Origin of the sequence: Streptomyces composti (assembly GCF_012034205.1) — a bacterium.
Lineage (GTDB): Bacteria > Actinomycetota > Actinomycetes > Streptomycetales > Streptomycetaceae > Streptomyces > Streptomyces composti.
Genome location: NZ_JAATEM010000003.1, coordinates 163,949 through 189,135, shown reverse-complemented (window position 1 = coordinate 189,135; position 25,187 = coordinate 163,949). Strand labels below are relative to the sequence as shown.

Annotated in this window: 28 protein-coding genes and 3 tRNA genes; 9 read left to right on the top strand and 22 right to left on the bottom strand. The window is 72.5% G+C overall.

Translation table 11 applies throughout. From position 1 onward, the window contains the following. Positions 1 to 22 precede the first annotated feature (22 nt). The 6 genes from HCJ93_RS03945 to HCJ93_RS03920 form a co-directional block, all read right to left on the bottom strand. Positions 23 to 529 (bottom strand): hemerythrin domain-containing protein, encoded by a 507-nt coding sequence (locus HCJ93_RS03945; protein WP_167991084.1) that lies wholly within the window; start codon positions 527 to 529, stop codon positions 23 to 25. Positions 530 to 752: 223 nt separating this feature from the next. Then, positions 753 to 1,181 (bottom strand): MaoC family dehydratase, encoded by a 429-nt coding sequence (locus HCJ93_RS03940; RefSeq protein WP_167991219.1) that lies wholly within the window; start codon positions 1,179 to 1,181, stop codon positions 753 to 755. A gap of 8 nt (positions 1,182 to 1,189) precedes the next feature. Then, positions 1,190 to 1,642 (bottom strand): MaoC family dehydratase N-terminal domain-containing protein, encoded by a 453-nt coding sequence (locus HCJ93_RS03935; RefSeq protein WP_167991083.1) that lies wholly within the window; start codon positions 1,640 to 1,642, stop codon positions 1,190 to 1,192. 249 nt (positions 1,643 to 1,891) lie between these two features. Continuing rightward, on the bottom strand, positions 1,892 to 2,056 hold the full coding sequence (gene rpmG / locus HCJ93_RS03930; protein WP_003948671.1) for a 50S ribosomal protein L33: 165 nt from the start codon (positions 2,054 to 2,056) through the stop codon (positions 1,892 to 1,894). Between the two features lie 91 nt (positions 2,057 to 2,147). Beyond that, a tRNA-Met gene (locus HCJ93_RS03925) sits at positions 2,148 to 2,220 on the bottom strand. 34 nt (positions 2,221 to 2,254) lie between these two features. After that, a tRNA-Thr gene (locus tag HCJ93_RS03920) sits at positions 2,255 to 2,327 on the bottom strand. Positions 2,328 to 2,555: 228 nt separating this feature from the next. Here HCJ93_RS03920 and HCJ93_RS03915 point away from each other — a divergent pair. The 3 genes from HCJ93_RS03915 (at position 2,556) to HCJ93_RS03905 (ending at position 5,580) form a co-directional block, all read left to right on the top strand. After that, positions 2,556 to 3,839: an amidohydrolase family protein gene (locus tag HCJ93_RS03915; protein WP_167991081.1), complete on the top strand. Its 1,284-nt coding sequence runs from the start codon at positions 2,556 to 2,558 to the stop codon at positions 3,837 to 3,839. A gap of 186 nt (positions 3,840 to 4,025) precedes the next feature. After that, complete coding sequence (locus HCJ93_RS03910) at positions 4,026 to 4,682, top strand: SDR family oxidoreductase (RefSeq protein WP_167991079.1); 657 nt, start codon at positions 4,026 to 4,028, stop codon at positions 4,680 to 4,682. Between the two features lie 223 nt (positions 4,683 to 4,905). After that, complete coding sequence (locus HCJ93_RS03905) at positions 4,906 to 5,580, top strand: DUF5701 family protein (protein ID WP_167991077.1); 675 nt, start codon at positions 4,906 to 4,908, stop codon at positions 5,578 to 5,580. 372 nt (positions 5,581 to 5,952) lie between these two features. On the opposite strand, the gene HCJ93_RS03900 is transcribed toward HCJ93_RS03905, so the two are convergent. Then, positions 5,953 to 6,174 carry a LexA family protein gene (locus HCJ93_RS03900; RefSeq protein WP_167991075.1) on the bottom strand — a complete coding sequence of 74 codons (222 nt, stop codon included), beginning with the start codon at positions 6,172 to 6,174 and terminating at the stop codon, positions 5,953 to 5,955. Positions 6,175 to 6,219: 45 nt separating this feature from the next. Between HCJ93_RS03900 and HCJ93_RS03895 the strand changes: the two genes are divergently transcribed. From HCJ93_RS03895 to HCJ93_RS03880, 4 genes are all read left to right on the top strand, one after another. Then, on the top strand, positions 6,220 to 6,558 hold the full coding sequence (locus HCJ93_RS03895) for a DUF6233 domain-containing protein (protein ID WP_167991074.1): 339 nt from the start codon (positions 6,220 to 6,222) through the stop codon (positions 6,556 to 6,558). Between the two features lie 196 nt (positions 6,559 to 6,754). After that, positions 6,755 to 7,882, top strand: coding sequence for an ABC transporter permease (locus HCJ93_RS03890; RefSeq protein ID WP_167991072.1), 1,128 nt, complete (start codon positions 6,755 to 6,757; stop codon positions 7,880 to 7,882). Beyond that, entirely contained in the window at positions 7,879 to 8,595 is a 717-nt protein-coding gene (locus tag HCJ93_RS03885; RefSeq protein ID WP_167991070.1) for an ABC transporter ATP-binding protein, read from the top strand. Before HCJ93_RS03890 ends, HCJ93_RS03885 begins: the two co-directional genes overlap by 4 nt. 62 nt (positions 8,596 to 8,657) lie before the next feature. Further along, entirely contained in the window at positions 8,658 to 9,269 is a 612-nt protein-coding gene (locus tag HCJ93_RS03880) for a TetR/AcrR family transcriptional regulator (RefSeq protein ID WP_167991068.1), read from the top strand. A gap of 85 nt (positions 9,270 to 9,354) precedes the next feature. Here HCJ93_RS03880 and HCJ93_RS03875 read toward each other — a convergent pair whose 3' ends face one another. Both HCJ93_RS03875 and HCJ93_RS03870 read right to left on the bottom strand, forming a co-directional pair. Beyond that, positions 9,355 to 9,828 carry an NUDIX domain-containing protein gene (locus HCJ93_RS03875; protein ID WP_167991067.1) on the bottom strand — a complete coding sequence of 158 codons (474 nt, stop codon included), beginning with the start codon at positions 9,826 to 9,828 and terminating at the stop codon, positions 9,355 to 9,357. A gap of 508 nt (positions 9,829 to 10,336) precedes the next feature. After that, a tRNA-Tyr gene (locus HCJ93_RS03870) sits at positions 10,337 to 10,418 on the bottom strand. A 235-nt stretch (positions 10,419 to 10,653) separates the two neighbouring features. Between HCJ93_RS03870 and HCJ93_RS03865 the strand changes: the two genes are divergently transcribed. After that, positions 10,654 to 11,142 carry a YajQ family cyclic di-GMP-binding protein gene (locus HCJ93_RS03865; protein ID WP_167991065.1) on the top strand — a complete coding sequence of 163 codons (489 nt, stop codon included), beginning with the start codon at positions 10,654 to 10,656 and terminating at the stop codon, positions 11,140 to 11,142. Between the two features lie 155 nt (positions 11,143 to 11,297). Here HCJ93_RS03865 and HCJ93_RS03860 read toward each other — a convergent pair whose 3' ends face one another. After that, entirely contained in the window at positions 11,298 to 11,564 is a 267-nt protein-coding gene (locus HCJ93_RS03860; RefSeq protein ID WP_167991063.1) for a GlsB/YeaQ/YmgE family stress response membrane protein, read from the bottom strand. Between the two features lie 147 nt (positions 11,565 to 11,711). Between HCJ93_RS03860 and HCJ93_RS03855 the strand changes: the two genes are divergently transcribed. Next, on the top strand, positions 11,712 to 13,001 hold the full coding sequence (locus tag HCJ93_RS03855; protein WP_167991062.1) for an APC family permease: 1,290 nt from the start codon (positions 11,712 to 11,714) through the stop codon (positions 12,999 to 13,001). A 207-nt stretch (positions 13,002 to 13,208) separates the two neighbouring features. On the opposite strand, the gene HCJ93_RS03850 is transcribed toward HCJ93_RS03855, so the two are convergent. From HCJ93_RS03850 to HCJ93_RS03795, 12 genes are all read right to left on the bottom strand, one after another. Next, positions 13,209 to 13,604: a YccF domain-containing protein gene (locus HCJ93_RS03850; RefSeq protein WP_167991060.1), complete on the bottom strand. Its 396-nt coding sequence runs from the start codon at positions 13,602 to 13,604 to the stop codon at positions 13,209 to 13,211. Further along, the gene (htpX, locus tag HCJ93_RS03845; RefSeq protein WP_167991059.1) at positions 13,601 to 14,464 is read right to left on the bottom strand and encodes a zinc metalloprotease HtpX; all 864 of its coding nucleotides are present in this window, start codon (positions 14,462 to 14,464) and stop codon (positions 13,601 to 13,603) included. Before htpX ends, HCJ93_RS03850 begins: the two co-directional genes overlap by 4 nt. 280 nt (positions 14,465 to 14,744) lie before the next feature. Then, positions 14,745 to 16,244, bottom strand: coding sequence for an NADH-quinone oxidoreductase subunit N (locus HCJ93_RS03840; RefSeq protein WP_167991058.1), 1,500 nt, complete (start codon positions 16,242 to 16,244; stop codon positions 14,745 to 14,747). After that, positions 16,241 to 17,815, bottom strand: coding sequence for a complex I subunit 4 family protein (locus HCJ93_RS03835; protein ID WP_167991057.1), 1,575 nt, complete (start codon positions 17,813 to 17,815; stop codon positions 16,241 to 16,243). Before HCJ93_RS03835 ends, HCJ93_RS03840 begins: the two co-directional genes overlap by 4 nt. A 6-nt stretch (positions 17,816 to 17,821) precedes the next feature. After that, on the bottom strand, positions 17,822 to 19,819 hold the full coding sequence (locus HCJ93_RS03830; RefSeq protein ID WP_167991055.1) for an NADH-quinone oxidoreductase subunit 5 family protein: 1,998 nt from the start codon (positions 19,817 to 19,819) through the stop codon (positions 17,822 to 17,824). Next, positions 19,816 to 20,223 (bottom strand): NADH-quinone oxidoreductase subunit NuoK, encoded by a 408-nt coding sequence (nuoK, locus tag HCJ93_RS03825; RefSeq protein ID WP_167991053.1) that lies wholly within the window; start codon positions 20,221 to 20,223, stop codon positions 19,816 to 19,818. The genes HCJ93_RS03830 and nuoK overlap by 4 nt, the downstream gene beginning before the upstream one ends. Continuing rightward, positions 20,223 to 20,930 carry an NADH-quinone oxidoreductase subunit J family protein gene (locus HCJ93_RS03820; protein ID WP_167991052.1) on the bottom strand — a complete coding sequence of 236 codons (708 nt, stop codon included), beginning with the start codon at positions 20,928 to 20,930 and terminating at the stop codon, positions 20,223 to 20,225. Before HCJ93_RS03820 ends, nuoK begins: the two co-directional genes overlap by 1 nt. Further along, positions 20,927 to 21,484: a NuoI/complex I 23 kDa subunit family protein gene (locus HCJ93_RS03815; protein ID WP_167991050.1), complete on the bottom strand. Its 558-nt coding sequence runs from the start codon at positions 21,482 to 21,484 to the stop codon at positions 20,927 to 20,929. Before HCJ93_RS03815 ends, HCJ93_RS03820 begins: the two co-directional genes overlap by 4 nt. Further along, a complete protein-coding gene (locus tag HCJ93_RS03810; protein WP_167991048.1) occupies positions 21,484 to 22,452 on the bottom strand; it encodes a complex I subunit 1/NuoH family protein in 969 nt (322 codons plus the stop codon). Before HCJ93_RS03810 ends, HCJ93_RS03815 begins: the two co-directional genes overlap by 1 nt. Continuing rightward, positions 22,449 to 23,951 carry an NADH-quinone oxidoreductase subunit C gene (locus HCJ93_RS03805; protein WP_167991046.1) on the bottom strand — a complete coding sequence of 501 codons (1,503 nt, stop codon included), beginning with the start codon at positions 23,949 to 23,951 and terminating at the stop codon, positions 22,449 to 22,451. The genes HCJ93_RS03810 and HCJ93_RS03805 overlap by 4 nt, the downstream gene beginning before the upstream one ends. Next, on the bottom strand, positions 23,948 to 24,646 hold the full coding sequence (locus HCJ93_RS03800) for an NADH-quinone oxidoreductase subunit B (protein ID WP_167991045.1): 699 nt from the start codon (positions 24,644 to 24,646) through the stop codon (positions 23,948 to 23,950). Before HCJ93_RS03800 ends, HCJ93_RS03805 begins: the two co-directional genes overlap by 4 nt. Beyond that, the gene (locus HCJ93_RS03795; protein ID WP_167991043.1) at positions 24,637 to 25,032 is read right to left on the bottom strand and encodes an NADH-quinone oxidoreductase subunit A; all 396 of its coding nucleotides are present in this window, start codon (positions 25,030 to 25,032) and stop codon (positions 24,637 to 24,639) included. The genes HCJ93_RS03800 and HCJ93_RS03795 overlap by 10 nt, the downstream gene beginning before the upstream one ends. Positions 25,033 to 25,187: the final 155 nt, after the last annotated feature.

Here is a 25,187-nt window from a genome sequence, read left to right as displayed (position 1 = left end):
TAGTACTCAATCACTAACTACGTCAAGGGGTTACGGCCGGTGCCGTGCGACGTGCCGGCCAGAGGGGGCCGAGCGCCTCCTCGGGGGCGGCCTCCAGCTCCAGGGTCTCGAGAACCGTGAGCAGCTGCCGTTCCTCGTAGCGGAAGTGGCTCTCCATGATCGCGGCGATGCCCTCCAGGTGGCCTTCCAGCTCCTCGGGCGGGGCCGCGCGGTCCACGGCGGTGCGCAGGCCGCCGAGCAGGTGGGCGATCATCGTGTGGTCCTGCTCCAGGGCGCGCAGCACCGGGCGCAGATCCGGGTACGCGGCCGCGACGGCCGGGAAGAGGGTGCGGTCCTCGCCCTGGTGGTGGCCGTCGAGGGCCGTGCAGAAGCCGTGGCAGTAGAGCAGCAGATCACGGGTGGCCGTCTCGCCGGGGGTGCCGCCGGCCAAGGCGGTGCGGGTGACGTCCAGCGCCTCCCGCAGCCGGGTGTGCACCCGGCTCAGTTCCTGGCTCCAGGCGATCAGCCTGGTCTTCTCGCGCTCAGTCATGCGTGAGCGAAGGGTGCGACGAGAACATCGCCGGCTCTCCTTCGGTCGGGCGCCTCCATGCCTGACACGGTCTGCCACCGGCACGCGACGCTACCGGAAGCCTACGGGGGGCGTGGTTCGTCTGTCAGCCCTTCCCGGCGGGCGTGGATCAAGGAGGCGGCGCCGGGAACGGCGAGGGGCGCCCGTTGCCGCGGGCGCCCCTGGAGCTGTGACCGGCCGCGGCTCAGGCCAGCCGCACGACCGCCCGTGACATGCCCAGCACCTTCTGTCCTGCGCTGGTCACGGTGAGGTCCACGCGCACCTTGTTGTCGTCGAGCTTGGCTCCGACCTTGCCGCTGACCTCGATGACGGCGCCCTTGTCGTCGTTGGGGACGACGACCGGCTTGGTGAAGCGGACGCCGTACTCGACGACCGCGCCCGGGTCGCCGGTCCAGTCGGTCACCACACGGATCGCCTCGGCCATGGTGAACATGCCGTGCGCGATGACGTCGGGGAGTCCGACCTCCTTGGCGAACTTCTCGTTCCAGTGGATCGGGTTGAAGTCGCCGGAGGCGCCCGCGTACCGCACCAGCGTGGCGCGGGTCACCGGGAAGGACTGCGCGGGCAGCTCGGTGCCGACCTCGACATCGGCGTAGGAGATCTTTGCGGTCATGGTGTTGCTCACGCCTCCTCGGCCGCGCGGGCCACCAGCTTGATCCAGGCGGTCACGACATGCTCGCCGGCCTCGTCGTGCACCTCGCCGCGGACGTCCAGTATGTCGTTGCCGGCCAGGGACTTGATCCCCTCGATGGTGGAGGTGACCGTCAGCCGGTCGCCGGCGTGCACGGGACGGGAGTAGACGAACTTCTGGTCGCCGTGCACCACCCGGCTGTAGTCCAGGCCGAGCTGCGGGTCCTCGATGACCTGTCCGGCGGCCTTGAAGGTGACCGCGAAGACGAAGGTCGGCGGGGCGATCACGTCCGGGTAGCCGAGCGCCTTGGCGGCCTCCGCGTCCGTGTAGACCGGGTTGGTGTCGCCCACCGCCTCGGCGAACTCACGGATCTTCTCCCGGCCCACCTCGTAGGGGGCGGTGGGCGGGTAGCTCCGCCCCACGAAGGACTGGTCGAGCGCCATGCGCGCGTGCCTCCTGTGTCTGGTGTCGTAGCCGATGGTGTCGTGGCCGATGGCCGTGGCCGGTGCGTGCGGGGCCGGGTGAAGCGTGCCACGGGGGCAGGCGGGGCGGCACGTGCGGGGGTGCCGGGGGCTGCCACAGGGCGGGCAGGCGTGGCCGGGTGCGGCCAGGTGCGGCCAGGTGCGGCCGGGTGCCAAACGACACGAGGCCGCCCCCAGTGCTTCGGGGACGGCCTCGCGAACGAGCCTGATTTATCGCGTCTCGCGGTGCGCGGTGTGCGCGTTGCAACGCGGGCAGTGCTTCTTCATCTCAAGACGGTCCGGGTTGTTACGCCGGTTCTTCTTGGTGATGTAGTTCCGCTCCTTGCACTCCACGCAGGCCAGCGTGATCTTCGGGCGGACGTCGGTGGCAGCCACGTGAGTGCTCCTTGACGAACGGTGGACTAGAGATTGACGCACATGAAGAGTAGCCGATCGTCGGACCGACCCGGCAATCGGCTACTGAGAGTAGCGGTGACCGGACTTGAACCGGTGACACAGCGATTATGAGCCGCTTGCTCTACCGACTGAGCTACACCGCTGCGGTGCCTGCGCCGCGAACGACGCGTGCACCAGAGCCCCAAAACGGAATCGAACCGTTGACCTTCTCCTTACCATGGAGACGCTCTGCCGACTGAGCTATTGGGGCGAGCGATGAAGACATTACACGGTCCTCCGCCGTTCGCCCAAATCCGTTTCCGGTCCGGTTGCGCTTCCCGTCGGGGGTCCCCCGGGAGGCCCTCGGGTGGGCCTGCCGGCCGACCACACCGGTACGACTATTGCGCTCCTCCCGTCCCCGGGCGGGCCGCCGCCCTAGGCTCGTCTCACTCTGCGTGATCTTGTCTCGCGTGCGATCTCGTCACTGCCCGGGAGTGCGATGCCCGAAAGCCAGCCGCAGCCGCCGCACCACTCGTCCTCCCCCTTCTCGGGGTCCTCGCCCTCGTGGGGCGGCGCCGGGGCGGCGCCGCCGCTGCTGCTGTGCGGGGCGCGGCTCACCGACGGGCGGACCGTGGACGTACGGCTGGGCGGCGGGCGCATCGAGGCGGTCGGCACGGCGGGCAGCCTCGCGGCGCCCGCCGCACGCGTCTGCGGCAGCCGGATCGACCTCACCGGCTATCTGCTGCTGCCGGCGCCCGCGGAGCCGCACGCCCACGCCGACACCGCGCTGTCCGCCGACACCGCGGGTCCCCCGTCCTACGACCCCGGGGACGTCCAGCGCCGGGCCACCGAGGCGGCGCTGCTGCAGCTCGGGCACGGGGCGACCGCGCTGCGGGCCCAGGTGCGGGTGGGCGACCTGGCCGGGCTCGGCGCGCTCACCGCCGTACTGCAGGCCCGGCGCTCGCTGTGCGGGCTGGCCGAGCTGTCGGCGGTGGCCGTGCCGCGGCTGCTGACCGGCGTCGCCGGGGCGGACGGGCTCGCGGTGCTGCGGGACGCGCTGAAGATGGGCGCCTCGGTGGTCGGCGGCTGTCCGGATCTCGACCCCGACCCCACCGGCTATGTCGAGGCGGTGCTGGAGCTCGCCTCCGAGCACGGCTGCCCCGTCGATCTGCACACCGACGCCTCCGACCCCGCCCGGCTGGCCAGGATCGCGGCGATGGCGGGCGGGCTGCGCCCCGGGGTGAGCATCGGTCCCTGCGGCGGCCTGGCCGAGCTGCCCACCGAGGTCGCGGCGCGGGCGGCGGACCAGCTCGCCGCGGCCGGCGTCTCGGTGGTCTGCCTGCCGCAGGGCGGCTGCGGCGGCGCGGAACGCCGGGGCACCGCTCCGGTCCGGCTGCTGCGGTCGGCCGGGGTGCGGGTGGCCGCCGGGAGCGGCGCCCTGCGGGACGTGTCCAACCCGGTCGGCCGCGGCGACCCCCTGGAGGCGGCGTACCTGCTCGCCTCCCGCCACGGCCTCTCCCCCGAGGACGCCTACGACGCGGTGAGCGCCTCCGCTCGTGCGGTGCTCGGACTGCCCGAGGTGCGCGTGGAGGCCGGCTTCCCGGCGGAGCTGCTGGCGGTGCGCGGGGAGGGGCTCGCCGGGGTGCTGTCGCTGGCGTACAGCAGGATCGTGGTGCACGGCGGGCGGGTGGTGGCCCGCACCAGCGCGGTGCGGGAGTACTGCGGCACTGCGGGCACGGCGGACGCGGGGCTGCCGCGGCAGGGGCGCGGGGAGGAGTCCTAGGGTCCTGACGCCCTGGGGTCACGGCGCCCTGGGACCCTGGGGTCCTGGGACCCTGGGGTCCTGGGACCCCGGCGACCGGCCTCGGGCCGCCGTGGCCTTCAGGACCTCTGCGCCGGAGTCTTGTCGTCTCTGTGACGTCTTTGTGTCGCGCGGCGATTCCCGGTGGCCGGGCGTACGGTCGGAAGCATGCGCATTGTCATCGCTGGTGGTCATGGTCAGATCGCGCTGCGGCTGGAGCGGTTGCTCGCGGCGCGCGGGGACGAGGCAGTGGGCCTGATCCGCAAGCCCGAACAGGCGGACGACCTGCGGCAGCTGGGCGCCGAGCCGGCCGTGCTGGACCTGGAGACGGCGTCGGTGGACGAGGTCGCGGAGCGACTGGCCGGCGCGGACGCCGCGGTGTTCGCGGCCGGGGCGGGCCCGGGCAGCGGGGCGGCCCGCAAGGAGACGGTGGACAAGGCGGCCGCGATCCTCTTCGCCGACGCGGCGGTACAGGCGGGCGTGCGGCGGTTCCTGATCGTGTCGTCCATGGGCGCCGACCCCTCGCACCAGGGCGACGAGGTCTTCGACGTCTACCTGCGCGCCAAGGGCGAGGCGGACGAGTACGTCCGCAACCTGGACGGGCTCGACTGGACGATCCTGCGTCCGGGCCGGCTGACCGACGATGCCGGCACCGGCCTGGTCCACCTGGCCGCGCACACCGGCCGCGGTCCGATCCCCCGTGACGACGTGGCCGCGGTACTGGCGGAGCTGCTGGACACCCCGGCGACGGCCGGACTGACCCTGGAGCTGATCAGCGGGAAGGTGCCCGTCTCGGTGGCGGTGAAGTCGGTCGCGGGCGGCTGAGGGGGCGCGCTGACGCGCTCGCGGACAGCGGGGCGACGCGCTCGCGGGCGCCGGGGTGCTCATGCGTGGCGCGGGGCCTGTGCCTGCTCCGGTGCTCGCGCCCGGAGGGGGATCCCGCCGATGCCAGCGAGGCGGAGGGGAACGTTCCGCAGGACGCGGCCCGTTGCCCCCCTGACCGGCAACCGCTGACCGTCGTCGGCACCCCGATCCGGTGAGGAGCATCGTGCCCGAGACCACACCCGTCACCTCCGCCTTCGCCCCCGAGCTTCCGGCGCTGACCGTGCAGGCCGAGCGGCTGATCGAGCTGGGGGTGCACGAGATCGCGGGGCTGCCCGCCGACCGGCTCCGGTCGTTCGCCAAGACGGTCGAGGTCCCCGCGGACCCGTCCGGCACGCTCCTCGCCGTGCACCCGGAGGCCGCCCCCGCCTCTGCGCTGGCCCCACTGCTGAGCCGCGAGGGCAAGCCGGGGTTCGTCGTCACCGACATGCTGGACGTCGACGAGTTCGCCCCACTCGACTCGGTGACGCTCCCCGAGGGCCCGCTCTACCTCGTCACCGGCATCGACCGCGGCGACCACATGGCCGACTGGAGCCCGGACGAGGCGCTGCCCGCACTCACCGAGGAGTCCCGTACACCGCTGGTGCTCACCGAGGGCCTCCACTGGGTGCTCCAGCAGCCCGGGGCCCTGGAGCGCAACCACTGCTTCATGACCATCGGCTCCCGCCTCCGCAAGGCCAACGGCACCCTGGACTCCCGCACCCCGGCGATATGGATCAGCAACGGCACGGGCCGGGACGGCCGCGAGCGCCGCAACGCCCCCAAGGTCGGCTGGTGCTGGGCGGGCAACCGCCACACCTGGCTGGGCTTCGCCTCGGCGACGGGGCGTCTTTCCGGCTAGCTCCACCTGGAGCCCGGCGACGACTGGCGATTCCGGCACCGGCAGGGGTGGCCGCCCTCACGACGAGGTGATCTGCTGCCGCGGGTCTCGGCCACGGGCTGGGACCTGCGGCAGCGGAACGGAGCGATCAGCAGGGCGAGCACGACGGACCGGGGTGGGGCTCCTCATTCACCGACGGCCGAGAGCCGGGCATCGCCATGAAGGCCGAGGCGGAGGGTGACCGCGTCGCGGCCCCCAACGGCGAGTACCGCTACGTCGTCCACGACGGCGTCGTCACGATCTGTCAGTCGGGCAGCCGGATCGGCGAGGAGGACCTGCCCCCGAGCCCTCCCCGTCCTGACTCCGCGATGCGCCACGTCCGCTCCGGTGCCCTCAGGTCAGTCGTATCCCACGAGGCCGGCCCGGCTCCCGGACGATCGCCCCCTTGGCCTCCAGCTCGCGCAGCTGATAGTGCACCGAGGACCAGCGCAGGCCGACCGTGTCCGCGAGCTCGGCGATGGTGGGAGCGTCGCCGCGGTCGACTATGGCCAGGCGGATCTCCCGGAGAATCCGCTCCTGCGTCTCGGTGAGGTGCTGAACCTTGCGCCTGACCATACTCCCAGTAGAAACCTTGTTCGATTTTTGAGGCAAGCTGGAGGCGTGACCACCCTGCCGCCCGACCTGCTCAGACTCCGCACCCTGGAGACCTACCTCCAGCTCCTCCTCGACGAGGTGCGGCGGGCCATAGCCCACGCCGAGCAGCGGGAGGCCGAACGGCAGCGCGGCATCCGGACCCGCCCGCCGGCACCGGACTGGCTCCTGGAGCCGGGGCTGAGCCGCGACGCACCGCCCGTCCAGGTCCACGCGGGCGGCTGCTGGAACGCCGGCAAACGGTCGAAGGGCATCAGCCGAGACGCGGCCCTGCGCGCCCTCGCCGACGGGGTCAAGGCATGCGGAGCGTGCCGGCCGGACAGCGCACTCGGCTTCATCGACGGCTAGGCCCCTGCGTCAGGAACAGCCCAGCGAGGCGACACGGCCCGGGCCGTCCGGTCCGGCCGACGCACGGCACGCAACATACCGACAGGCGCGTCGGCAACATCCGGTAGGATGCCGATACCCACGTCGTCAAGTTCAGGTAAAGCGGCGGCGCGGCCGACCCGTCCTGTCCTCATTCCTTTCTCGCCCGGAGAGCTCCGTGTTCCTCGCCCTACGCGATCTGCGCTTCGCCCGCGGTCGCTTCGCCCTGATGGGCGCGGTGGTCGCGCTCATCGCCGTCCTCGGTGTGCTCCTGTCCGGCCTCGCCTCCGGCCTGGCGGACGCCGGCATATCCGGGCTGCGCGCGCTGCCCCTGACCCACATGGCCTTCGACGAGAAGGCCACCAGCGAGCAGTTCTCCCGCTCGACCGTGGAGCAGCGGGACTGGCAGACCTGGTCCAGGACCCCGGGTGTGGAGCGCGCCGAGCCGTTCGGGAACACCCTGGCCAATGCCCAGGTGACCCAGGGCGCCAAGAAGGGCGAGCAGGTCAACCTCGCCGTCTTCGGCATGGCCCCGGACTCCCCGCTTGCCCCCACCCCCACCAAGGGTGAGGGCCTGAAGGAGGGCAGCGCGGGCATCGTGATCACCCGCGAGATCGCCGACCTGGGCGTGGAGATCGGCGACGTGCTGACCGCGGACAAGAGCGAGGTGCGGCTCGAGGTCGTGGGACTGGTCGACGACAACATCTCCTACGGCCACATCGGTGTCGTCTACGCCGACCTCGACACCTGGCGGCACCTGCACTACGGCCTGCCCGGCGACCTGCCCGAGGCCGTGAGCCGGCAGGCCACCGCCGTCGCCCTGACCCTGAAGCCGGACGCCGACGTCGCCGCGGCGGAGAAGGCGACCGGGACCCGCGCCGAGACCAAGGAGGCCACGTTCAACGCGTCTCCCGGCTACGAGGCCGAGTCGAGCACCATGGCCCTGATCAAGGGATTCCTGTACGTCATCTCCGCCCTGGTCGTCGGCGCGTTCTTCACCGTCTGGACCATCCAGCGCAAGCCCGAGATCGCCCTGATGAAGGCGCTGGGCGCCCCCACCGGGTACATCCTGCGCGACGCCCTCGCCCAGGTCGTCGCCGTACTCGTCGCAGCCACGGCCCTCGGCACCGCCGTCGGCCTGGCCCTGGGCAGCGCGCTGATCGGCAAGGCGCCCTTCTCCCTCTCCGCCCCGGCCATCGCCACCTCCTCCGGCCTCCTCATCGTCCTCGGGACCATGGGCGCCGTCGTCGCCGTCCGCCGCATCACCGCCGTCGACCCTCTGACCGCTCTGGGAGCCACCCGATGACCACACCCGCCACCGACCCCCAGGCCGCTGCGGTGACCGACCGCTCCGGCGGGCTGCGCCTGCACGACGTCAGCCTCACCCTCGGTGACGGCGACACCGCCGTCACCGCCCTCGACCACGTCAGCCTGACGGTCGCCCCCGGTGAGTTCGTGGCCGTCGTCGGCCCCTCCGGCTCCGGCAAGTCCAGCCTCCTCGCCGTCGCCGGCGGCCTCCAGCGGCCCACCTCGGGCACCGTGCACGTCGCAGGCACCGAGCTGACCGCCCTGTCGGACAAGGAGCGCACCGCCGCCCGTCTCCGCCACATCGGCTTCGTCTTCCAGCAGTCGAACCTGCTGGCCTCCCTCACCGTCAAGGAACAGCTCCTGCTGCCCCTGCACATCGCCGGACGCCTCGACGCCGCCGCCCGGGCCCGCGCGGACGAACTCATCGAAGCCGTCGGACTGACCCACCGCACCGGCTCCCGTCCGCACCAGCTGTCGGGCGGCGAGCGCCAGCGCGCCGGCCTGGCCCGCGCCCTGATGACCTCTCCCGCCGTCCTGCTGGTGGACGAACCCACCTCGGCGCTGGACCGGGTGCGGTCCGCCGAGGCGGTACGGCTGATCGCCGAGCAGACCCATGAGCGCAGCACGGCCACGGTCATGGTCACCCACGACACGGCGATAATGGACGCTGCCGACCGGGTGTACGAGATGGTCGACGGCCGCCTGTCCTGACGAGGGCCACCAGGGGGCACCGCATTCCCGGCCCTCCCCGCCCCTTCCAGGAGCCGCCCCGCATGCCGAAGATCAACGCCTCCACCGTCGCCGAGCACCGTGCCCAGCAACGCGAGGCGCTGATCGGGGCGGCGATCGACCTCCTGGTCAGCGAGGGCGCCGCCGCCGTCACACCCGCGGCGGTCGGCGCACGCGCGGGCCTGGCCCGCTCCAGCGTCTACCAGTACTTCGACTCCTCGGCAGCCCTCCTGGCCACCGTCACCGAGGAGGCCTTCCGGCGCTCCAACGAGGCGCTCACCCGCGCCATGGCCACCGCGAACGGCCCGCTGGAGCGCGTCGAGGCGTTCTTCAGGGAGAGCCTCCGCCTGGGCGCCGAAGGCGCACACCGGCCGGCCGTCGCCCTCATGAACGCCGGACTTCCTCCGGTCTGCCAGCAGCGGCTGCTGGAACTCCACCGGGAACAGGTCGAACCGTTCCGCGCCGCCGTCCGGGAGCTCGGCGTCCCCGAGCCCGCGCTCACGGCCGACCTGATCGCCGGGATACTGCACACCGCTCTGACCGCCGTCGAGAACGGCACCCCCCTCGACACGGTCACCCGGCGCACCCTCGCACTCGTGCGCCGCTGCCTCACCCCGGCCGGCGGCGCCGCCCGCGCGCCGGAGGAAGGGGCCTGAAGCCCTCGCCCCGCCGAAGCACCGCGACTGGCCGGACCCGGGCACGGCGAGGCACCGCGGCTGCCGGGGCCCGGAACGCCGGGCGTCAGCCGATGTAGGGGGCCGTCCGGGATCCGTCCGCGGCGTGCTCGATGCGCAGCCGCATCGTGGGATGGATGTCGAGCTTCGCCAGGTCCGCCGGGTCGACCCAGCCAACCTGCGTCGTCTCGCTGCTCGTCCGCAGCTCACCACCGACCGGCCGGGCCCGGAAGCAGATGCTGAACTGCTGCCGGACCTCACCGTCGTCGTACCGCATCACATGCCCCGGATCGGTGTAGATCCCGGAGAGGCCGACGACCTCCACCTCGATGCCGGTCTCCTCCCGCACCTCACGCACGACGGTGTCGCTGATCGACTCCCCCACGTCGTGACCGCCCCCGGGCAGCGCCCAACGCCCGTTGTCCGACCGCTGGACCATCAGCACCCGGCCCGCCTCGTCCCGCACGAACGCGACCACGGACGGCACGACCGAGTTGGCCGGCGGAGCGTCAGGGTCGTGCAGATAGTCGATGCGTCCCACGCTCGGGCTCCTCAGAAGTCTCTGTCCCCGCTCCGGACCGACTTTAGAAGTCACCTCCGTGTCCCGTCCGCCTCTTCCTCGGCCGTTGCGACTCCTGCGCCGCAGAGGCGACGTTGCGTGCGGCGCGCCCGGCGGCGACAGGCGGCAGGAGCACCTATATGATCTTCATCACTCCGCTCCCCCGCGGCTCGACTCGGGCGCCAGGCCTCAGTCCTGACGGATCAGCTTCTGACGGAGACGAAGCCACGGACACGAAGGTCGCGCGGGCCGCGTGAACGGGCGCGCCCGGGATCCCCGGACGGCCGCCCACGGCCCGTCCGCGGGGGACGCCTGGGGGATGCGCACTGATCAGGCGCACTGATGGGCGCACTGATCACGAGTGCGACGCATCTGGGGCGCGATGCGGCGAACCGCGCACCGCGACCGCCCGCCCACGCCGGGCGCCCGGCACACGAAAAGACCCCCTCCGCTCTGCGTTTCCGCAGTTCAGAGGGGGTCTCCCCAAGTGTGGCGGCGCTAGGATTCGAACCTAGGAAGGCTGAGCCGGCAGATTTACAGTCTGCTCCCTTTGGCCGCTCGGGCACACCGCCTGGGTTGCTGCTCGGGTACCGCGTTTCCGCGGTGCTCCCCGGCAACGACGTAAACAATACCTGATGGACGGGGGTGGTTCGCCACCCGATTGATCGCCACCCGGGGGACGGGGGGTGGCTAGGCTTGTCCGGATGCGGCCGGGGACCGGCAAACCGGGTCGACGGCCGCCCCAGGTACGCAGGTACGCATCCGGCCCGCAGCCGATACGCACCCCGATACAAGGAGCCACAGGACATGGCCGACTCCAGTTTCGACATCGTCTCGAAGGTCGAGCGGCAGGAGGTCGACAACGCCCTCAACCAGACCGCCAAGGAGATCTCCCAGCGCTACGACTTCAAGGGCGTGGGTGCCTCGATCTCGTGGTCCGGTGACAAGATCCTCATGGAGGCCAACTCCGAGGACCGGGTGAAGGCTGTCCTCGACGTCTTCCAGTCCAAGCTGATCAAGCGTGGCGTCTCGCTGAAGGCCCTGGACGCGGGTGAGCCGCAGCTCTCGGGCAAGGAGTACAAGATCTTCGCCACGATCCAGGAGGGCCTCTCCCCGGAGAACGCCAAGAAGGTGGCGAAGATCATCCGTGACGAGGGCCCGAAGGGTGTGAAGGCGCAGGTGCAGGGCGACGAGCTGCGCGTCTCCTCCAAGAGCCGCAACGACCTGCAGGCCGTCATCGCGCTGCTGAAGGGCAAGGACTTCGACTTCGCACTGCAGTTCGTGAACTACCGGTAGAACGCCGGCGGGCACCAGCTGCTGACGGAGCAGCCGGTGGCGCACGAAGGGTGGGTCCCCCGGGTCGCCGGGGCCCACCCTTTGCCGTGTCCTTGATGCGTCAGAGGTCCGTTGCCGTGCCCTGGATCCGTCAGAGGTCCGTGCGGCGGGCCGCCTCAGTCGCGGGAGTGGCCGAAGAGGAGGCGGTAGGCGATCAGCAGGACCAGGGAGCCGCCGATCGCGGCGGCCCAGGTCGCGCCGTCGTAGAAGTCCTTGGTGATCGGGTGGTCCAGCCAGCGGGCCGAGATCCAGCCGCCGATGAAGGCTCCGGCGATGCCGATGAGGGTCGTGCCGATGAGGCCGCCCGGGTCGCGGCCCGGGAGCAGGAACTTCGCGATGGCTCCGGCCAGCAGTCCGAGAATGATCCAGCTGATGATTGTCATGCCGTGTTCCTGCCCCTTCCGACCGGCCTCGCACTCCTCCGCTCGCGGCATGCACGCAGTCGTGCAGGGTGCGTGTTCGTGCGGTGTCGATGAGCAGGACGCCGGCGGGACCCTCGGTGGTTGCGCTGATCAGTAGGGTGCCTGTCCATGACGGGACGCTCCGGCGCGGAACTGCGCCGCACTCTCGGGCTCGGCGACGCCGTGGTCATCGGGCTCGGCTCGATGCTGGGCGCCGGGATCTTCGCCGCTCTGGCGCCCGCCGCCCGGGCCGCCGGCACCGGGCTGCTGCTGGGGCTGGCGCTCGCCGCCGCGGTCGCGTACTGCAACGCCATGTCGTCGGCGCGGCTCGCCGCCCGGTATCCGGCTTCGGGCGGCACCTATGTGTACGGGCGGGAGCGGCTCGGGGAGTTCTGGGGCTACCTGGCGGGCTGGGCGTTCGTGGCCGGCAAGACCGCCTCCTGCGCGGCGATGGCGCTCACCGTGGGTTCGTATGTCTGGCCCGGTCAGGCGCAGGCGGTGGCGGTCGCCGCGGTGGTGGCGCTGACGGCGGTGAACTACGGCGGGGTGAAGAAGTCGGCCTGGCTGACGCGGGCAATCGTGGCGGTGGTGCTGGCGGTGCTCGCCGGGGTGGTGGTCGTGTGCCTGGCCTCCGGGCGGGGCGATGCCGGGGAGCTGGGTCTGGGGCCGGGGGCGTGGGACGCGGGTGCGGGTGGGGTGCTGCAGGCGGGCGGGCTGCTGTTCTTCGCCTTCGCGGGGTACGCGCGGATCGCGACGCTCGGTGAGGAGGTGCGGGATCCGGGGCGCACCATCCCGCGGGCGGTGCCACTGGCTCTGGGGATCGCCCTGGTGGTGTATGCGGGGGTCGCGGCCGCGGTGCTCTCGGTGCTGGGTGCGCGAGGGCTCGGGGAGGCCGCGGCGCCGCTGGCGGAGGCGGTGCGGGCGGCCGGGCTGCCGGAGGCGGCGCCGGTGGTGCGGGCGGGGGCCGCGGTGGCCGCGCTGGGGTCGCTGCTGGCGCTGATCCTGGGGGTGTCGCGGACGGTGCTGGCGATGGCCAGGGACCGGCATCTGCCGGGGGCTCTCAGCGCCGTTCATCCGCGGTTCCAGGTGCCGCACCGGGCGGAGCTGGCGGTGGGGGCGGTCGTCGCCGTGCTGGCCGCCACGGTGGATCTGCGGGGCGCGATCGGGTTCTCGTCGTTCGGGGTGCTGCTCTACTACGCGGTGGCCAACGCCTCGGCGTGGACGCTCGATTCGCGGCCTGCGGCGCGGCTGCTGCCGGCGGTGGGCTTGGCCGGCTGCCTGCTGCTGGCGTTCTCGCTGCCGGCGCTGTCGGTCGTGGTGGGGGCGGGAGTGCTGGCGGTGGGTGCGGGCGCCTACGGGCTGCGGTGGTGGCGGAGCCGGGGAGGGGGCGGGCAGCGGGGCGGACGAAGCGGCGTGTGACATCCCGGTGAGCCCGGCGTCCGAGCGCGCCCGGTCGCCTCCTTCATCCACGGCTCGAGCAAGGCCGGTCTGGACCGGCGTCCGAGCGCGCCCGGTCGCCTCAGGCACGGCACCGTCGTGCGCCCGGCTGCCGCGAGCCCACCGGCGCTGACCCGAGCCTCCGCCGGCCCGCGTCTGGTGGTGCCCCGCCGCCGCAGGTGTCTCCCGTCACCAACGCGCCGCGAACGCCTGGTCCGTGCGGACGATGTCGCGCCCCATCGGCAGCAGGGACACCGGGATCAGCTTGAAGTTGGCGATGCCGAGCGGGATGCCGATGATCGTCAGGCACAGGGCGAGGCCGGTGAAGACATGGCCGAGGGCCAGCCACCAGCCGGCCAGGATCAGCCAGAGGACGTTGCCGATGAGGGAGCCGGCGCCGGCGTCCCGGCGTTCGACCGTGGTGTAGCCGAAGGGCCACAGGGCGTAGACGCCGATGCGGAAGGCGGCTATGCCGAACGGGATGCCGATGACGGTGATGCAGAGCAGCACGCCGGCGAGCATGTAGCCGAGGAACAGCCAGAGACCGCTCAGTATGAGCCAGATGATGTTGAGGATGGTCTTCACCGCGGGCCACCTGCCATCTTCTCGAGTCGGGCGATGCGTTCTGCCATGGGCGGGTGGGTGGAGAAGAGCTTCGACATCCCCTGGCCAGGGCGGAACGGGTTGGCGATCATCATGTGGCTGGCCGTCTCGATGCGGGGCTCGGGAGGCAGCGGGAGCTGCCTGGTGCCGAGCTCCAGCTTGCGCAGCGCGCTCGCGAGGGCGAGCGGGTCGCCCGTGAGCTGGGAGCCGGAGGCGTCCGCCTCGAACTCGCGGGAGCGGCTGATGGCCAGCTGGATCAGGGTGGCGGCGAGCGGTCCCAGAATCATGATCAGCAGCATGCCGAGCAGGCCGGGGCCGTCGTCGTCGTCGGAACGGCCGATCGGGATCAGCCAGGCGAAGTTGACCAGGAACATGATCACGGAGGCGAGGGCTCCGGCGACCGAGGAGATCAGGATGTCCCGGTTGTAGACGTGGCTGAGCTCATGGCCGATGACACCGCGCAGCTCGCGCTCGTCGAGCAGGCGCAGAATGCCCTCGGTGCAGCAGACCGCGGCGTTGCGCGGATTGCGACCGGTGGCGAAGGCGTTGGGTGCCTCCGTCGGGGAGATGTACAGCCGGGGCATGGGCTGGCGGGCCTGCGTGGAGAGCTCGCGGACCATGCGGTACAGGCCCGGGGCCTCGAACTCGCTGACCGGGCGGGCCCGCATGGCGCGCAGGGCCAGTTTGTCGCTGTTCCAGTACGCGTAGGCGTTGGTGCCGAGGGCGATCAGGACGGCGATGACGAGTCCCGTCCGGCCGAAGAAGCTGCCGATGACGATGATCAGTGCGGACAGGCTTCCGAGGAGGACCGCGGTCCTGAGCCCGTTGTGCCGGCGGTGCACGGTACGCCCTCCAAGTCGTGCGGCAGGGGAACCCTTGCTGGCTGATCTTTCCGGTGATCGGCGCTGCCACTGGTCGTGGTGGTGTCACGTCCAGTGGACCCTCCCGTACCGGTCAACGCCAGGCGAACTGGACGAGTTCCCTTGTGCGCGTGGTGGCGCGGGTCAACCGACCGGGTGACGCATGCCCGTTCCGCAGGTGGGCGGGCATGCGCGGGGGCGTTCGCGCGGGCGCCGGCGCGAGCGCGGAGGCGGCCGTTCCAGCACGGCCGGCCGGGACCGGTCAGAACAGGCCCGTATCCGTGAAACGGAGGATCAGCTGGGGCGCGCCGGACAGGGCGACGCCGAGGACGCCGGTGACGGCGAGCGCGGCGGTGAGCGGTGCCGGGAGTCGGTGGGTGGCCGGTGCGCCCTCGGGGGCGCGGAACAGCAGCGCCGTCCACTTCAGGTAGTAGACGAGGGCGATGACGACATTGACGGCCATCACGACGGCCAGCCAGCCGAGGCCTGCGTCCACGGCCGCGGAGAACACGGTGACCTTGGCGAACAGGCCGACGACGCCGGGCGGGAGGCCTGCGAGGCAGAGCAGGAAGAAGGCGAGCAGGAGCGCGGTGAGGGGGCTGGCGGCGTACAGGCCGCGGTAGTCCGAGACGCGGTTGAGGGGCTGGGTGCGGCCGACGACGGCGGCGACCGCGAAGGCGCCGAGGTTCACCGCGCCGTACATCAGCGCATAGGCGAGGGTCGAGCCGATCGCCCGCTGGGGCTCGGTGGCGTACGCGGCGGCGGCGATCGGCACCAGGAGGTAGCCGGCCTGGCCGACGGAGGACCAGGCGAGCAGGCGTACCGCGCTGTGGGCGCGGGCGGCCTGCTGGCGGAGGGCGCCGACGTTGCCCGCGGTCATGGTGAGCGCGGCCAGCACGGCGACGGCCGGGCCCCAGACGTCGGCGTAGGAGGGGAAGGCGCGGACGGTGACGAGGATCAGGCCGGAGAAGCCGACCGCCTTGCCGATGACGGACAGGTAGGCGGCGACGGGGAGGGGGGCGCCGACGTAGGTGTCGGGCACCCAGAAGTGGAAGGGGACGGCGGCGGTCTTGAAGGCGAAGCCGATCAGGGTGAGGACGACGCCGGTCTGGGCGAGGGTCCCCAGCTGGCCGTCGGCGTCCTGGATGCGCTCGGCCAGCAGGCCGAGGTGGAGGGTGCCGGTGACGGCGTAGACGAAGCTGATGCCGAGCAGGGTGACCGCGGTGGCGGTGACGGAGGAGAGGAAGAACTTCAGGGCCGCCTCGGACGACCTGCGGTCGCCGTGGCGGAGGCCGACCAGGGCGAACGCGGGCAGGGAGGCGACCTCCAGGGCGACGACGAGGGTCGCCAGGTCCCGGGAGGCGGGCAGCAGGGCGGCCCCGGCGGCGGAGGAGAGGAGGAGGAACCAGTACTCCCCCTCGGGGAGGCGGCGGTTGTCGTCCTTGAGGGCGGTGACCGACAGGAGCGCGGCGAGGAGGGCGCCGCCGAGCACCAGGAACTGGATGACGAGGGTGAACCGGTCGGCGGTGTAGCTGCACACGCCCGGGTCGCCGACCAGGCAGAAGGTGCCGCGGTCGGCGTCGAGGAGGGGCAGCAGCATGAGGGTGGCGGCGGCCAGGGCGGCCACGGACAGCCGGCCGAGCAGCGGCTTGCGCGTCCCGGGGACGAAGAGGTCGGCGACGAGGACGGCGAGTCCGGCGACCGCCGCGATGGTGGGCGGCGCGATGGCCAGCCAGTCGACGGACTGGACGAGGGAGCTCATCGGGTGCCTCCTGCGAGGAGCTGCTGCACGGCCGGGTCGGTCAGCCCGAGGAGGGCTTTGGGCCACAGCCCGGCGACGACGGTGAGGACGACGAGCGGGGTCCAGGCCGCGAACTCGTAGCCGCGCACGTCGGTGAGTTCCGGGGCCTCGTCGGGGGCGGCGCCCATGCAGACCCGGCGGACCACGACCAGCAGGTAGGCGGCGGTCAGCAGGGTGCCGAAGGCGCCGGCCGCCATGAAGGTGAGGAAGGCGGGGCGGCTGAGGCCCTCGGCCGGCTCGAAGGCGCCGAACAGGGCGAGCATCTCGCCCCAGAACCCGGCCAGTCCGGGCAGTCCCAGGGAGGCGACGGCGCCGAAGGCGAGCAGTCCGCCGAGGCGGGGGGCCTTGCCGTAGAGGGCGGCGCCGGTCTCCTCGGCGAGGGTGTCCAGGGCGGTGCTGCCGGTGCGCTCCTTCAGGCCGCCGACCAGGAAGAACAGCAGACCGGTGATGAGGCCGTGGGCGATGTTCGCGAACAGGGCGCCGTTGACGCCGGTCGGGGTCATGGTGGCGATGCCGAGCAGCACGAAGCCCATGTGGCCGACGGAGGAGTAGGCGATCAGACGCTTGAGGTCGCCGTTGGCGCCGCGCTTGGCGAGGGCGAGGCAGGCGAGGGAACCGTAGATGATGCCGACGACGGCGAAGGCCGCCAGGTACGGGGCGAAGGTGCGGAAGCCGTCGGGTGCGGCCGGGAGCAGGATGCGCACGAACCCGTAGGTGCCCATCTTCAGCAGGACACCGGCGAGGAGGACCGAGCCGACGGTCGGGGCGGCGGTGTGCGCGTCGGGCAGCCAGCTGTGCAGGGGCCACATCGGGGTCTTGACCGCGAGCCCGATCCCGATCGCGAGAACGGCGATGACCTGCACGGACGTGGTCAGTGACCGGCCGTTGTCAGTGGCGAGTGCCACCATGTCGAACGTGCCTGCCTCGAGACCGGTCAGGAGCAGGCCGAGCAGCATGACCACGGAGCCGAGCAGCGTGTAGAGGACGAATCTCCAGGCGGCCCGGGCCCGGCCCTCGCCGCCCCAGCGGGCGATGAGGAAGTACATCGGGATCAGGACCGTCTCGAAGGCGAGGAAGAACAGGATCAGGTCGAGGACGGCGAAGGTCGCGAGGGTGCCGGACTCGAGGACGAGCAGCAGCGCGACGAAGGCCTTCGGGGCGGGTCCCGCGGGCGGCTTGAAGTAGGAGTACAGCGCGCAGAGGAAGGTCAGCAGCGCGGTCAGGACCAGAAGGGGGAGGGAGATGCCGTCGGTGCCGAGGTGGATCCGCACGTCGAGTGCGGGGATCCAGCTGATGTCGGTGGTGGCCTGCATCTTCGACGGCTGGTCGTGGTCGAAGCCCAGCGCGAGGACGATCACCGCGATGAGGACGGCGCCGGTCACGGTGACGCCGTGGCGCAGCACGGCCTGCTCGGGTGACTTCCCCTTCAGCCCGGGCGGGGCGGGCAGCAGGGCCGCGGCGGCTCCGAGGAGCGGGGCGACGACGGTGAACGCCAGGAGGAACTGCATCACGGACTCGCTGATATCGATCACGCCTGCTCACGCTCCCGTGGCGACGAGGACGACGGCCACCGCGAGCACGACGGTGCCGGCGAACAGCGCGCTCACATAGGTCTGCACATTGCCGGTCTGGGCCCCGCGCACGGCCGCGCCGAGCCAGCGGGGCAGGGCCCCCGCGCCGCGTACGTAGGTCTCGACGACCTCGCGGTCGAGGAAGGACACCAGGCTCGCGCCGGCCCGGACGGGGCGGACGAAGAGGGCCGAGTACACGGCGTCGAGGTGGAATCCGACGGCCGCATGCCGGTGCAGCGGGCCCAGCAGGAGCCGGCCGGGGTCGGCGGGGTCGGGTGCCTGGGCCACGTCCCCGTAGGCGGGCCCGTGGGTGGCGATGGCCTCGGCCTCGACCCGGGCGGCGTCGCCCTGCGGGTGTGCGGCGACGGCCCCGAGCGGGACGCCGGCGGCCCTGGTGCCGGTGTGCCGCCAGGCGGCGTAGGTGACGATGCCGCCGGCCACGGCCAGGCCGGTGCCGAGCACGGAGGTGGTGAGGGTCGGGCCGAGGTCGTGGCCGTCGAACCAGTCGGGCAGCGTGCGGAAGGCGAGGCCGCCCAGGGCGATCGAGGGCACCGCGAGCACCCAGAGCACGGTGGTCATGGCGAGCGGCTGCCGCCCGTGGTCGGGGGCCTCGGCGCCGTGGCCGCGGAACGCCAGCAGCCACAGGCGCATCGCGTAGGCGGCGGTGAGCAGCGCGGTGACCAGGCCCGCGAGCAGGACGATCCAGCCCGCGGCGGCGGGGGCCCCGCTGTCGCCGGTGCCGGTGACGACGTGCTCGGCGACGCCGAGGACCGCTTCCTTGGAGAAGAACCCGGCGAACGGCGGGATCGCGGCGAGCGCGAGCAGCGCCACGGTCATCGTCCAGTAGGCGTCGGGGACGCGGTGGCGCAGCCCGCTCATGCGGGACATGGCGGCGAGCGAGTTGGTTCCGGCGGCGTGGATGATCACGCCGGCGGCGAGGAACAGCAGCGCCTTGAAGGCGCCGTGGGACAGGAGGTGGAAGACGGCGGCACCTCGGTCGGCGACGGCGAGCGCGCCGGTCATGTAGCCGAGCTGGCCGATCGTCGAGTAGGCGAGGACGCGTTTGATGTCGTCCTGGGCCAGCGCGGCGAGCGCCGAGCCGGTCATGGTCACGGCCGCCATCACGGCGAGGACGGTCATCGCGGCCTGGGATGCCTCGAACAGCGGGAGGAGACGGGCGACGAAGTAGACGCCGGCGGCGACCATCGTCGCGGCGTGGATCAGCGCGGAGACGGGCGTCGGGCCCGCCATCGCGTCGGGCAGCCAGGTGTGCAGCGGGAACTGCGCCGACTTGCCCGCCACGCCCGCCAGAAGCAGCAGGGCGATCAGCGTGGGGTGCTCGATGCCTCCGTTGGCCACGGCACCGAGGATCCGGGTGATGCGGAACGACCCGGCGTCGGCGGCCAGCGCGAACAGGCCGATGAGGAAGGGCACGTCGCCGAGCTTGGTGACCAGGAAGGCCTTCAGGGAGGCGGCGCGTGCCTCGGGGGTCTCCCAGTAGTGGCCGACCAGGAAGTAGGAGCAGATGCCCATGACTTCCCAGCCGACCAGCAGCACCATCAGGTCGCCCGAGTAGACGACCAGCAGCATCGCGGAGGTGAACAGGGAGACCAGGGCGGCGTAGGACGGGTAGCGCGGGTCGTCGCGCAGATAGCCCGTGGAGTAGATCTGCACACAGCCGGCGACGACGCCGACCAGGACGGCCGTCAGGGCGGCGAAGCCGTCGATGAAGAGGGCGAGGTCGATCGGCACCGAGCCGGTGGGCGTGAGTTCGGTGGCCGCCTCCACGGCCCGGTCGCCGCCCTGGCGGGCGGCGACGGTCGCGGCCAGGGCGAGGGAGGCGAGCGTCGGCAGCACGGCCAGCGGGCGCACGAAGCCGGGCGCGGTGCGTCCCACGAGCAGTCCGGCGATCGCGCCGAGGAACGGAAGGAGGGGGACGAGGACGGCGAGGGTGGTCGTGGTCACGCTGTGGCCTCAGCCTTCTCGCCGGCCGCCGGGATCGCGGAGGCGTCACTGCCGTGGGCGTCGCCGCCGGGGCCGTCGGGCTCATGGCCCTCGGCGGTGTCGCGGAGCTTGTCGATGTGCGCCGTGCCGCGGTTGCGGTAGACGGCGAGGACGATCGCCAGGCCGATGCCGATCTCGGCGGCGGCGATGGCGATGGTGAACAGGGTCAGCGCCTGGCCGGAGTGCAGGGTGTCCAGCGCGGCGCGGCTGAGCCAGGCGTCGAAGGCGACGAGGTTGAGGTTGACGGCGTTGAGCATCAGCTCGACCGACATCAGCACCAGGATCGCGTTGCGCCGGGCCAGGACTCCGTAGAGGCCGGTGCAGAAGAGAAGGGCGGACAGCACGGCCGGATAGGCGAGGTGCATCAGCGGTCACCTTCCTTGTCTGCCGGGGACTCGGTGTCCGGCTGCGTGGGCTCGCCGGCCGTGCCGGCGGGGCTCGCGCCCGCCGGGGACGGCGCGCCCTCCCGGGCACCGGCCCCCGCCCGGGAGGCCGCCTTCGCCTTGCGGGAGAGGACGATCGCGCCGACCAGGGCCGCCAGGAGGAGGACGGAGAGGGCCTCGAAGGGAAGGACCCAGTGCTGGAAGAGACTCGCGCCGGTCACCTCGGTGGTTCCTGACGGGGCGCCCTCCAGGTCCATCCAGGTGGCGCGGAACGCGTCGACGACCACCCAGACGAGGGCCGCGGCTGAGGCGACGGCCACCGCCAGGGCCGCCCAGCGGTTGCCGGAGTCGGCGTCCGGGGAGGGGCCGATGGGGGCGCGGGTCAGCATCAGCCCGAACAGGAGGAGCACGACGACGGAACCGACATAGATGAGGACCTGCACCCAGGCGATGAACTCGGCGGTGAGCAGCAGGTACTCCACGGCGAGCCCGCCGAGGGCCACCACCAGCCACAGGGCGGCGTGCACCAGCTGCCGGGTGGTGACGGTGACCACGGCGGCGCCGAGGGTGACCAGCCCGACGAGGAGGAAGGCGATCTCCACCCCGGTGGGCGAGAGGAAGCCCCGGGACTCGGCGGCCAGGTGTGCGGTGCCGGGCACGAGGCCGGCGGCGGTCGCTGCGAGCGTCATTCCCGCTCCTCCTGCCGTGCCTGTTCGGCCTGCTGCTGGGCCAGTTTGTCGGCGGTCCTGCGGGCTGCGGCGAGCTCCTTCGGCTCCTCGGCGCCGGAGTCGAGGGCCGGGGGCGCGGGGACCGTCCACATCCACTCGCGGAGCTTGTCGCGCTCGTGGGTGAGGTCACGGATGTCGGTCTCGGCGTACTCGAACTCCGGGGACCAGAACAGCGCGTCGAAGGGGCAGACCTCGATGCAGATACCGCAGTACATGCAGAGGGAGAAGTCGATGGCGAAGCGGTCCAGGACATTGCGGCTGCGCTCGCGGCCGCCCGGGGTCGCCGGCGGGACCGTCTCCTTGTGGGAGTCGATGTAGATGCACCAGTCCGGGCACTCGCGGGCGCACAGCATGCAGACCGTGCAGTTCTCCTCGAACAGTCCGATCACACCGCGGGTACGGGGCGGCAGCTCGGGCTGGGCCTCCGGGTACTGGTCGGTGACGGACTTCTTCGTCATCGTCCGCAGGGTGACGGCCAGGCCCTTGGCCAGGCCGGAGCCGGGGATCGGGGCCATTACAGGAACACCACCTTGACGATGCCGGTGAGGGCGATCTGGGCGAGGGCGAGGGGCACGAGGAGGGTCCAGGAGAACTTCTGCAGCTGGTCCTCGCGCAGGCGCGGGTAGGTGACGCGGAGCCAGATGACGATGAAGGCGAGCACGGCGGTCTTCAGCAGGGTCCACACCCAGCCGAGCCCGTCGGCGCCCCAGGGTCCGTGCCAGCCGCCGAGGAACAGGACGGTGGTCAGCCCGCACAGCACGACGATCCCGGCGTACTCGGCGAGCAGGAACAGGGCGAAGCGCAGCCCCGTGTACTCGGTGTAGGCGCCGAAGATGATCTCCGAGTCGGCGACGGGCATGTCGAACGGCGGTCGCTGCAGCTCGGCGAGACCGGCGATGAAGAAGACCAGCGCTCCGGTGATCTGCCAGGGCAGCCACCACCACTCGAAGGCGTCGAGGATGCCGGTCAGCGACACGGTGCCGGCCGCCATCGCCACCGAGGCGGCGGCGAGCAGCATCGGCAGTTCGTAGGCGAGCAGCTGGGCGGCGGTGCGCAGTCCGCCGAGGAGGGAGAACTTGTTGGCCGATGCCCAGCCGGCCATCAACGAGCCGAGGACGCCGACGCCCATGACCGCCAGCACGAAGAACACGCCCGCGTCGAGCACCTGTCCGACGGCGCCCTCGCCGGGGCCGATCGGGATGGCGAGCAGGACGAGGAGGTAGGGCAGCAGGGCGACGGCCGGGGCGAGCTGGAAGACCCGGCGGTCCGCGCCGGCCGGGACGACGTCCTCCTTCTGCGCGAACTTCACCCCGTCCGCGATCAGCTGGGCCCAGCCGTGGAAGCCGCCGGCGTACATGGGGCCGACGCGGCCCTGCATGTGCGCCATCACCTTGTGCTCGGTCTGGCCGACGATCAGGGGAAAGGTGAGGAAGACGACGAAGACGAGCAGGAGTCGCAGGGTGACGTCGAGCACGTCGTTCACTGCGGGCCTCCTGCGGGGTCGTCGGGGGTGCGGTCGGGGTCGGGGGCCTCGGCGGGGGCCGGCTGCTCGGGGGTGGGGTCCGGCTCCGGGGCGGGGTCGGGCTCCGGGGTGGGGTCGGAGGGCTCGGGAGCGGCATCGGGCTCGCGGGACTGCTCGCGGGGCGCGCCGGAGTTCTTCTCAGCTGCCGCACCCGTGCCGGCCGCCGTCTCCTTCCCGGCCGTCGGGCCCGTCTCGGCCGCCGGCTCCCTCCTGGCCGCCGTCTCCTTCTCGGCCGCCGCCCCCTTCTCAGTCGTCTCCTGCTCGGCCGCCTTCCCCTTCTCGGCAGTCGTCTCCTTCCCGGCCGTCGGGCCCGTCTCGGCCGCCGTGTCCGGCTCGGTGCTCGTGCCGGCGGGCCGGCCTTCGTCGGCGGCACCGGCGCCGGTACGCGTCCCGGGCTCCGGCCCGGACTCCGCCCCGGACTCCGGCTCCTCGTAAGCCGGGCGGGGCTGGTGCCAGGGAGCGTCGGGGCTGCGGGGCGGGACCGCCGGCCTGCGGGCAGGGCCTTCGGCCCGCCGGCCGGCGGAGCCTTCGGACGCGCTCCGGGTGCGCCGCGGCCCTGCGGAGGTTCCCGGTGCACCGGCCCGCTGCGAGGCGGAACCCTCGCTCGCGCTGCGCGCGCGGCGCGGCGGACGGGCGCCCGGCGCGGCGGGCGTTGCCGCGTCCTGGGCACCACCGGCACCCTCGGCCGTCTGGCTGACCGAGCCCTGGGAGGCCGAGCGCATCCGGCGCGGCGGCGTGGCCGCCGTTTCACTCGCGCCGGGCGCGCCCGCGGCCTGCGAGGCGGAGCCCTCCGACGCCGAACGGGTGCGGCGCACCGGGCGTTCGCCCGCGGCGCGGGCACCTGCCGCCGCCCTGCCCGCACCGCGCGCCGGACGCGCCGGGGCGGGCGGCAGGGTGCCCTTGAGCGGGCCCCACTCGTTCGGGTCGGGGACGCCGGGCGGCAGCATCTGGCGGCGCTTGGGCCCGCCGTGCTCGGACTCACCGGGTTCCTTGGCGCCCGGCCAGGCCTTGGCGACCCGGGCCGCCAGGACGAAGTCCTTGCGCAGCGGGTGGCCTTCGAAGCCCTCGGGAAGCAGCAGGTGGTCGAGGGACGGGTGGCCGGTGAAGACCACGCCGAACATCTCGTGGGTCTCCCGCTCGTGCCAGGCGGCGCCCGCGTAGACGCCGACGGCGGTGGGCAGGGCCGGGTCCTCGTGCGGCACGGTGGTGCGGACCAGCAGGCGCCGCACGGGTGCCAGGGCCGCGACATGGGCGGCCACGCGGATGCCCGTACCCGGTTCGTCGACCGCGCTGAGCCAGTCGAAGTAGGTGCAGCCGAGGCGGTCACGGGCGGTCTCGAGGGCGGTGATCCAGTCGGCGGGCGGCACGTCGACGGTCAGGACCTCGTACGACTCCTCGGCGGTGGCCTGCGCACCGAACAGCTCCTCGGTCTCCGCCGGGAGCCAGCCGACCACGGTCATCGCGTCTCCCCCTCGCCCGCGTCGCCGTCGCTCCCGCCGGACGCCCCCGCCGGACGGTCCCCGGGATCACCCGGCGCACCGGTCGGCTTCGCCGGCTCGCCCGCACCCGTCGACCGCGCCGGCGGCTGCACCAGCCCGCTCTGCAGCGCCGCGGCCGAAGGCCTGCCGCCCGCGGCCTGCTCGTACCGCTCCCCCAGCGACTCCCGGGCGATCTTCTCCTGGAGCTTGAGGATGCCCTGGAGCAGCGCCTCGGGGCGGGGCGGGCAGCCGGGGACGTAGACGTCGACCGGGATGATCTGGTCGACGCCCTTGGTGACGGAGTAGGAATCCCAGTACGGGCCGCCGCAGTTGCTGCACGCGCCGAAGGAGATGACGTACTTCGGTTCGGGCATCTGCTCGTAGAGCCGCTTGACCGCCGGGGCCATCTTGTCCGTGACCGTGCCGGAGACGACCATCAGGTCGGCCTGGCGCGGGCCCGGCGCGAAGGGGATCACGCCGAGACGGATGAAGTCGTGGCGGGCCATCGACGCGGCGATGAACTCGATGGCGCAGCAGGCGAGTCCGAAGTTGAAGACCCAGAGCGAGTAGCGGCGGCCCCAGTTGAGGACCACCTTCATCGGCTCCGGTGCCAGGCGCGCCAGGGCGCCCAGCCGCTTCGGCTCGGGCAGCAGTACGGGCTCCGGGGTCACGTCCATGTCAGGACGCCCTTCTTGTATGCGTAGAGCAGGCCCACGGCGAGGAAGCCGAGGAAGATGAACATCTCCACCAGGGTGGTCGCGCCGTAGCCGGGTGCGGCGAAGACGGTCGCCCAGGGGAAGAGGAAGATCGAGTCGACGGCGAAGATCACGTAGAGGAAGGCGTACACGTAGTAGCGGACCTGGGTGTGGGCCCAGCCCTCACCGACGGGGTCGACGCCGCATTCGTAGGTCAGCAGCTTCTCAGGGGTGGGGACCACGGGCCGCAGCAGGCGTCCAGCGCCGAAGGCGACGGCGACGAACAGCACGCCGATGACGGCGAGCAGCCCGACGACCGAGTAGGCCTGGAAGTAGTCCGCCGCGACGACGACGGTGACATCCCGCACGTCCGCCCCTCACTCCCGCTCTGGTGTCCTGGTCCGTGCCTGGTGAACGCAGCTGTTCGACGATCTGTACGCAGGGAGTCTAGGCCCTGATAAAGGCACGGTAAGCAGCCCGTCGCCGTGCGGCCTGCGGGGGGTGGGGTTTTCCTCAGGGGAGC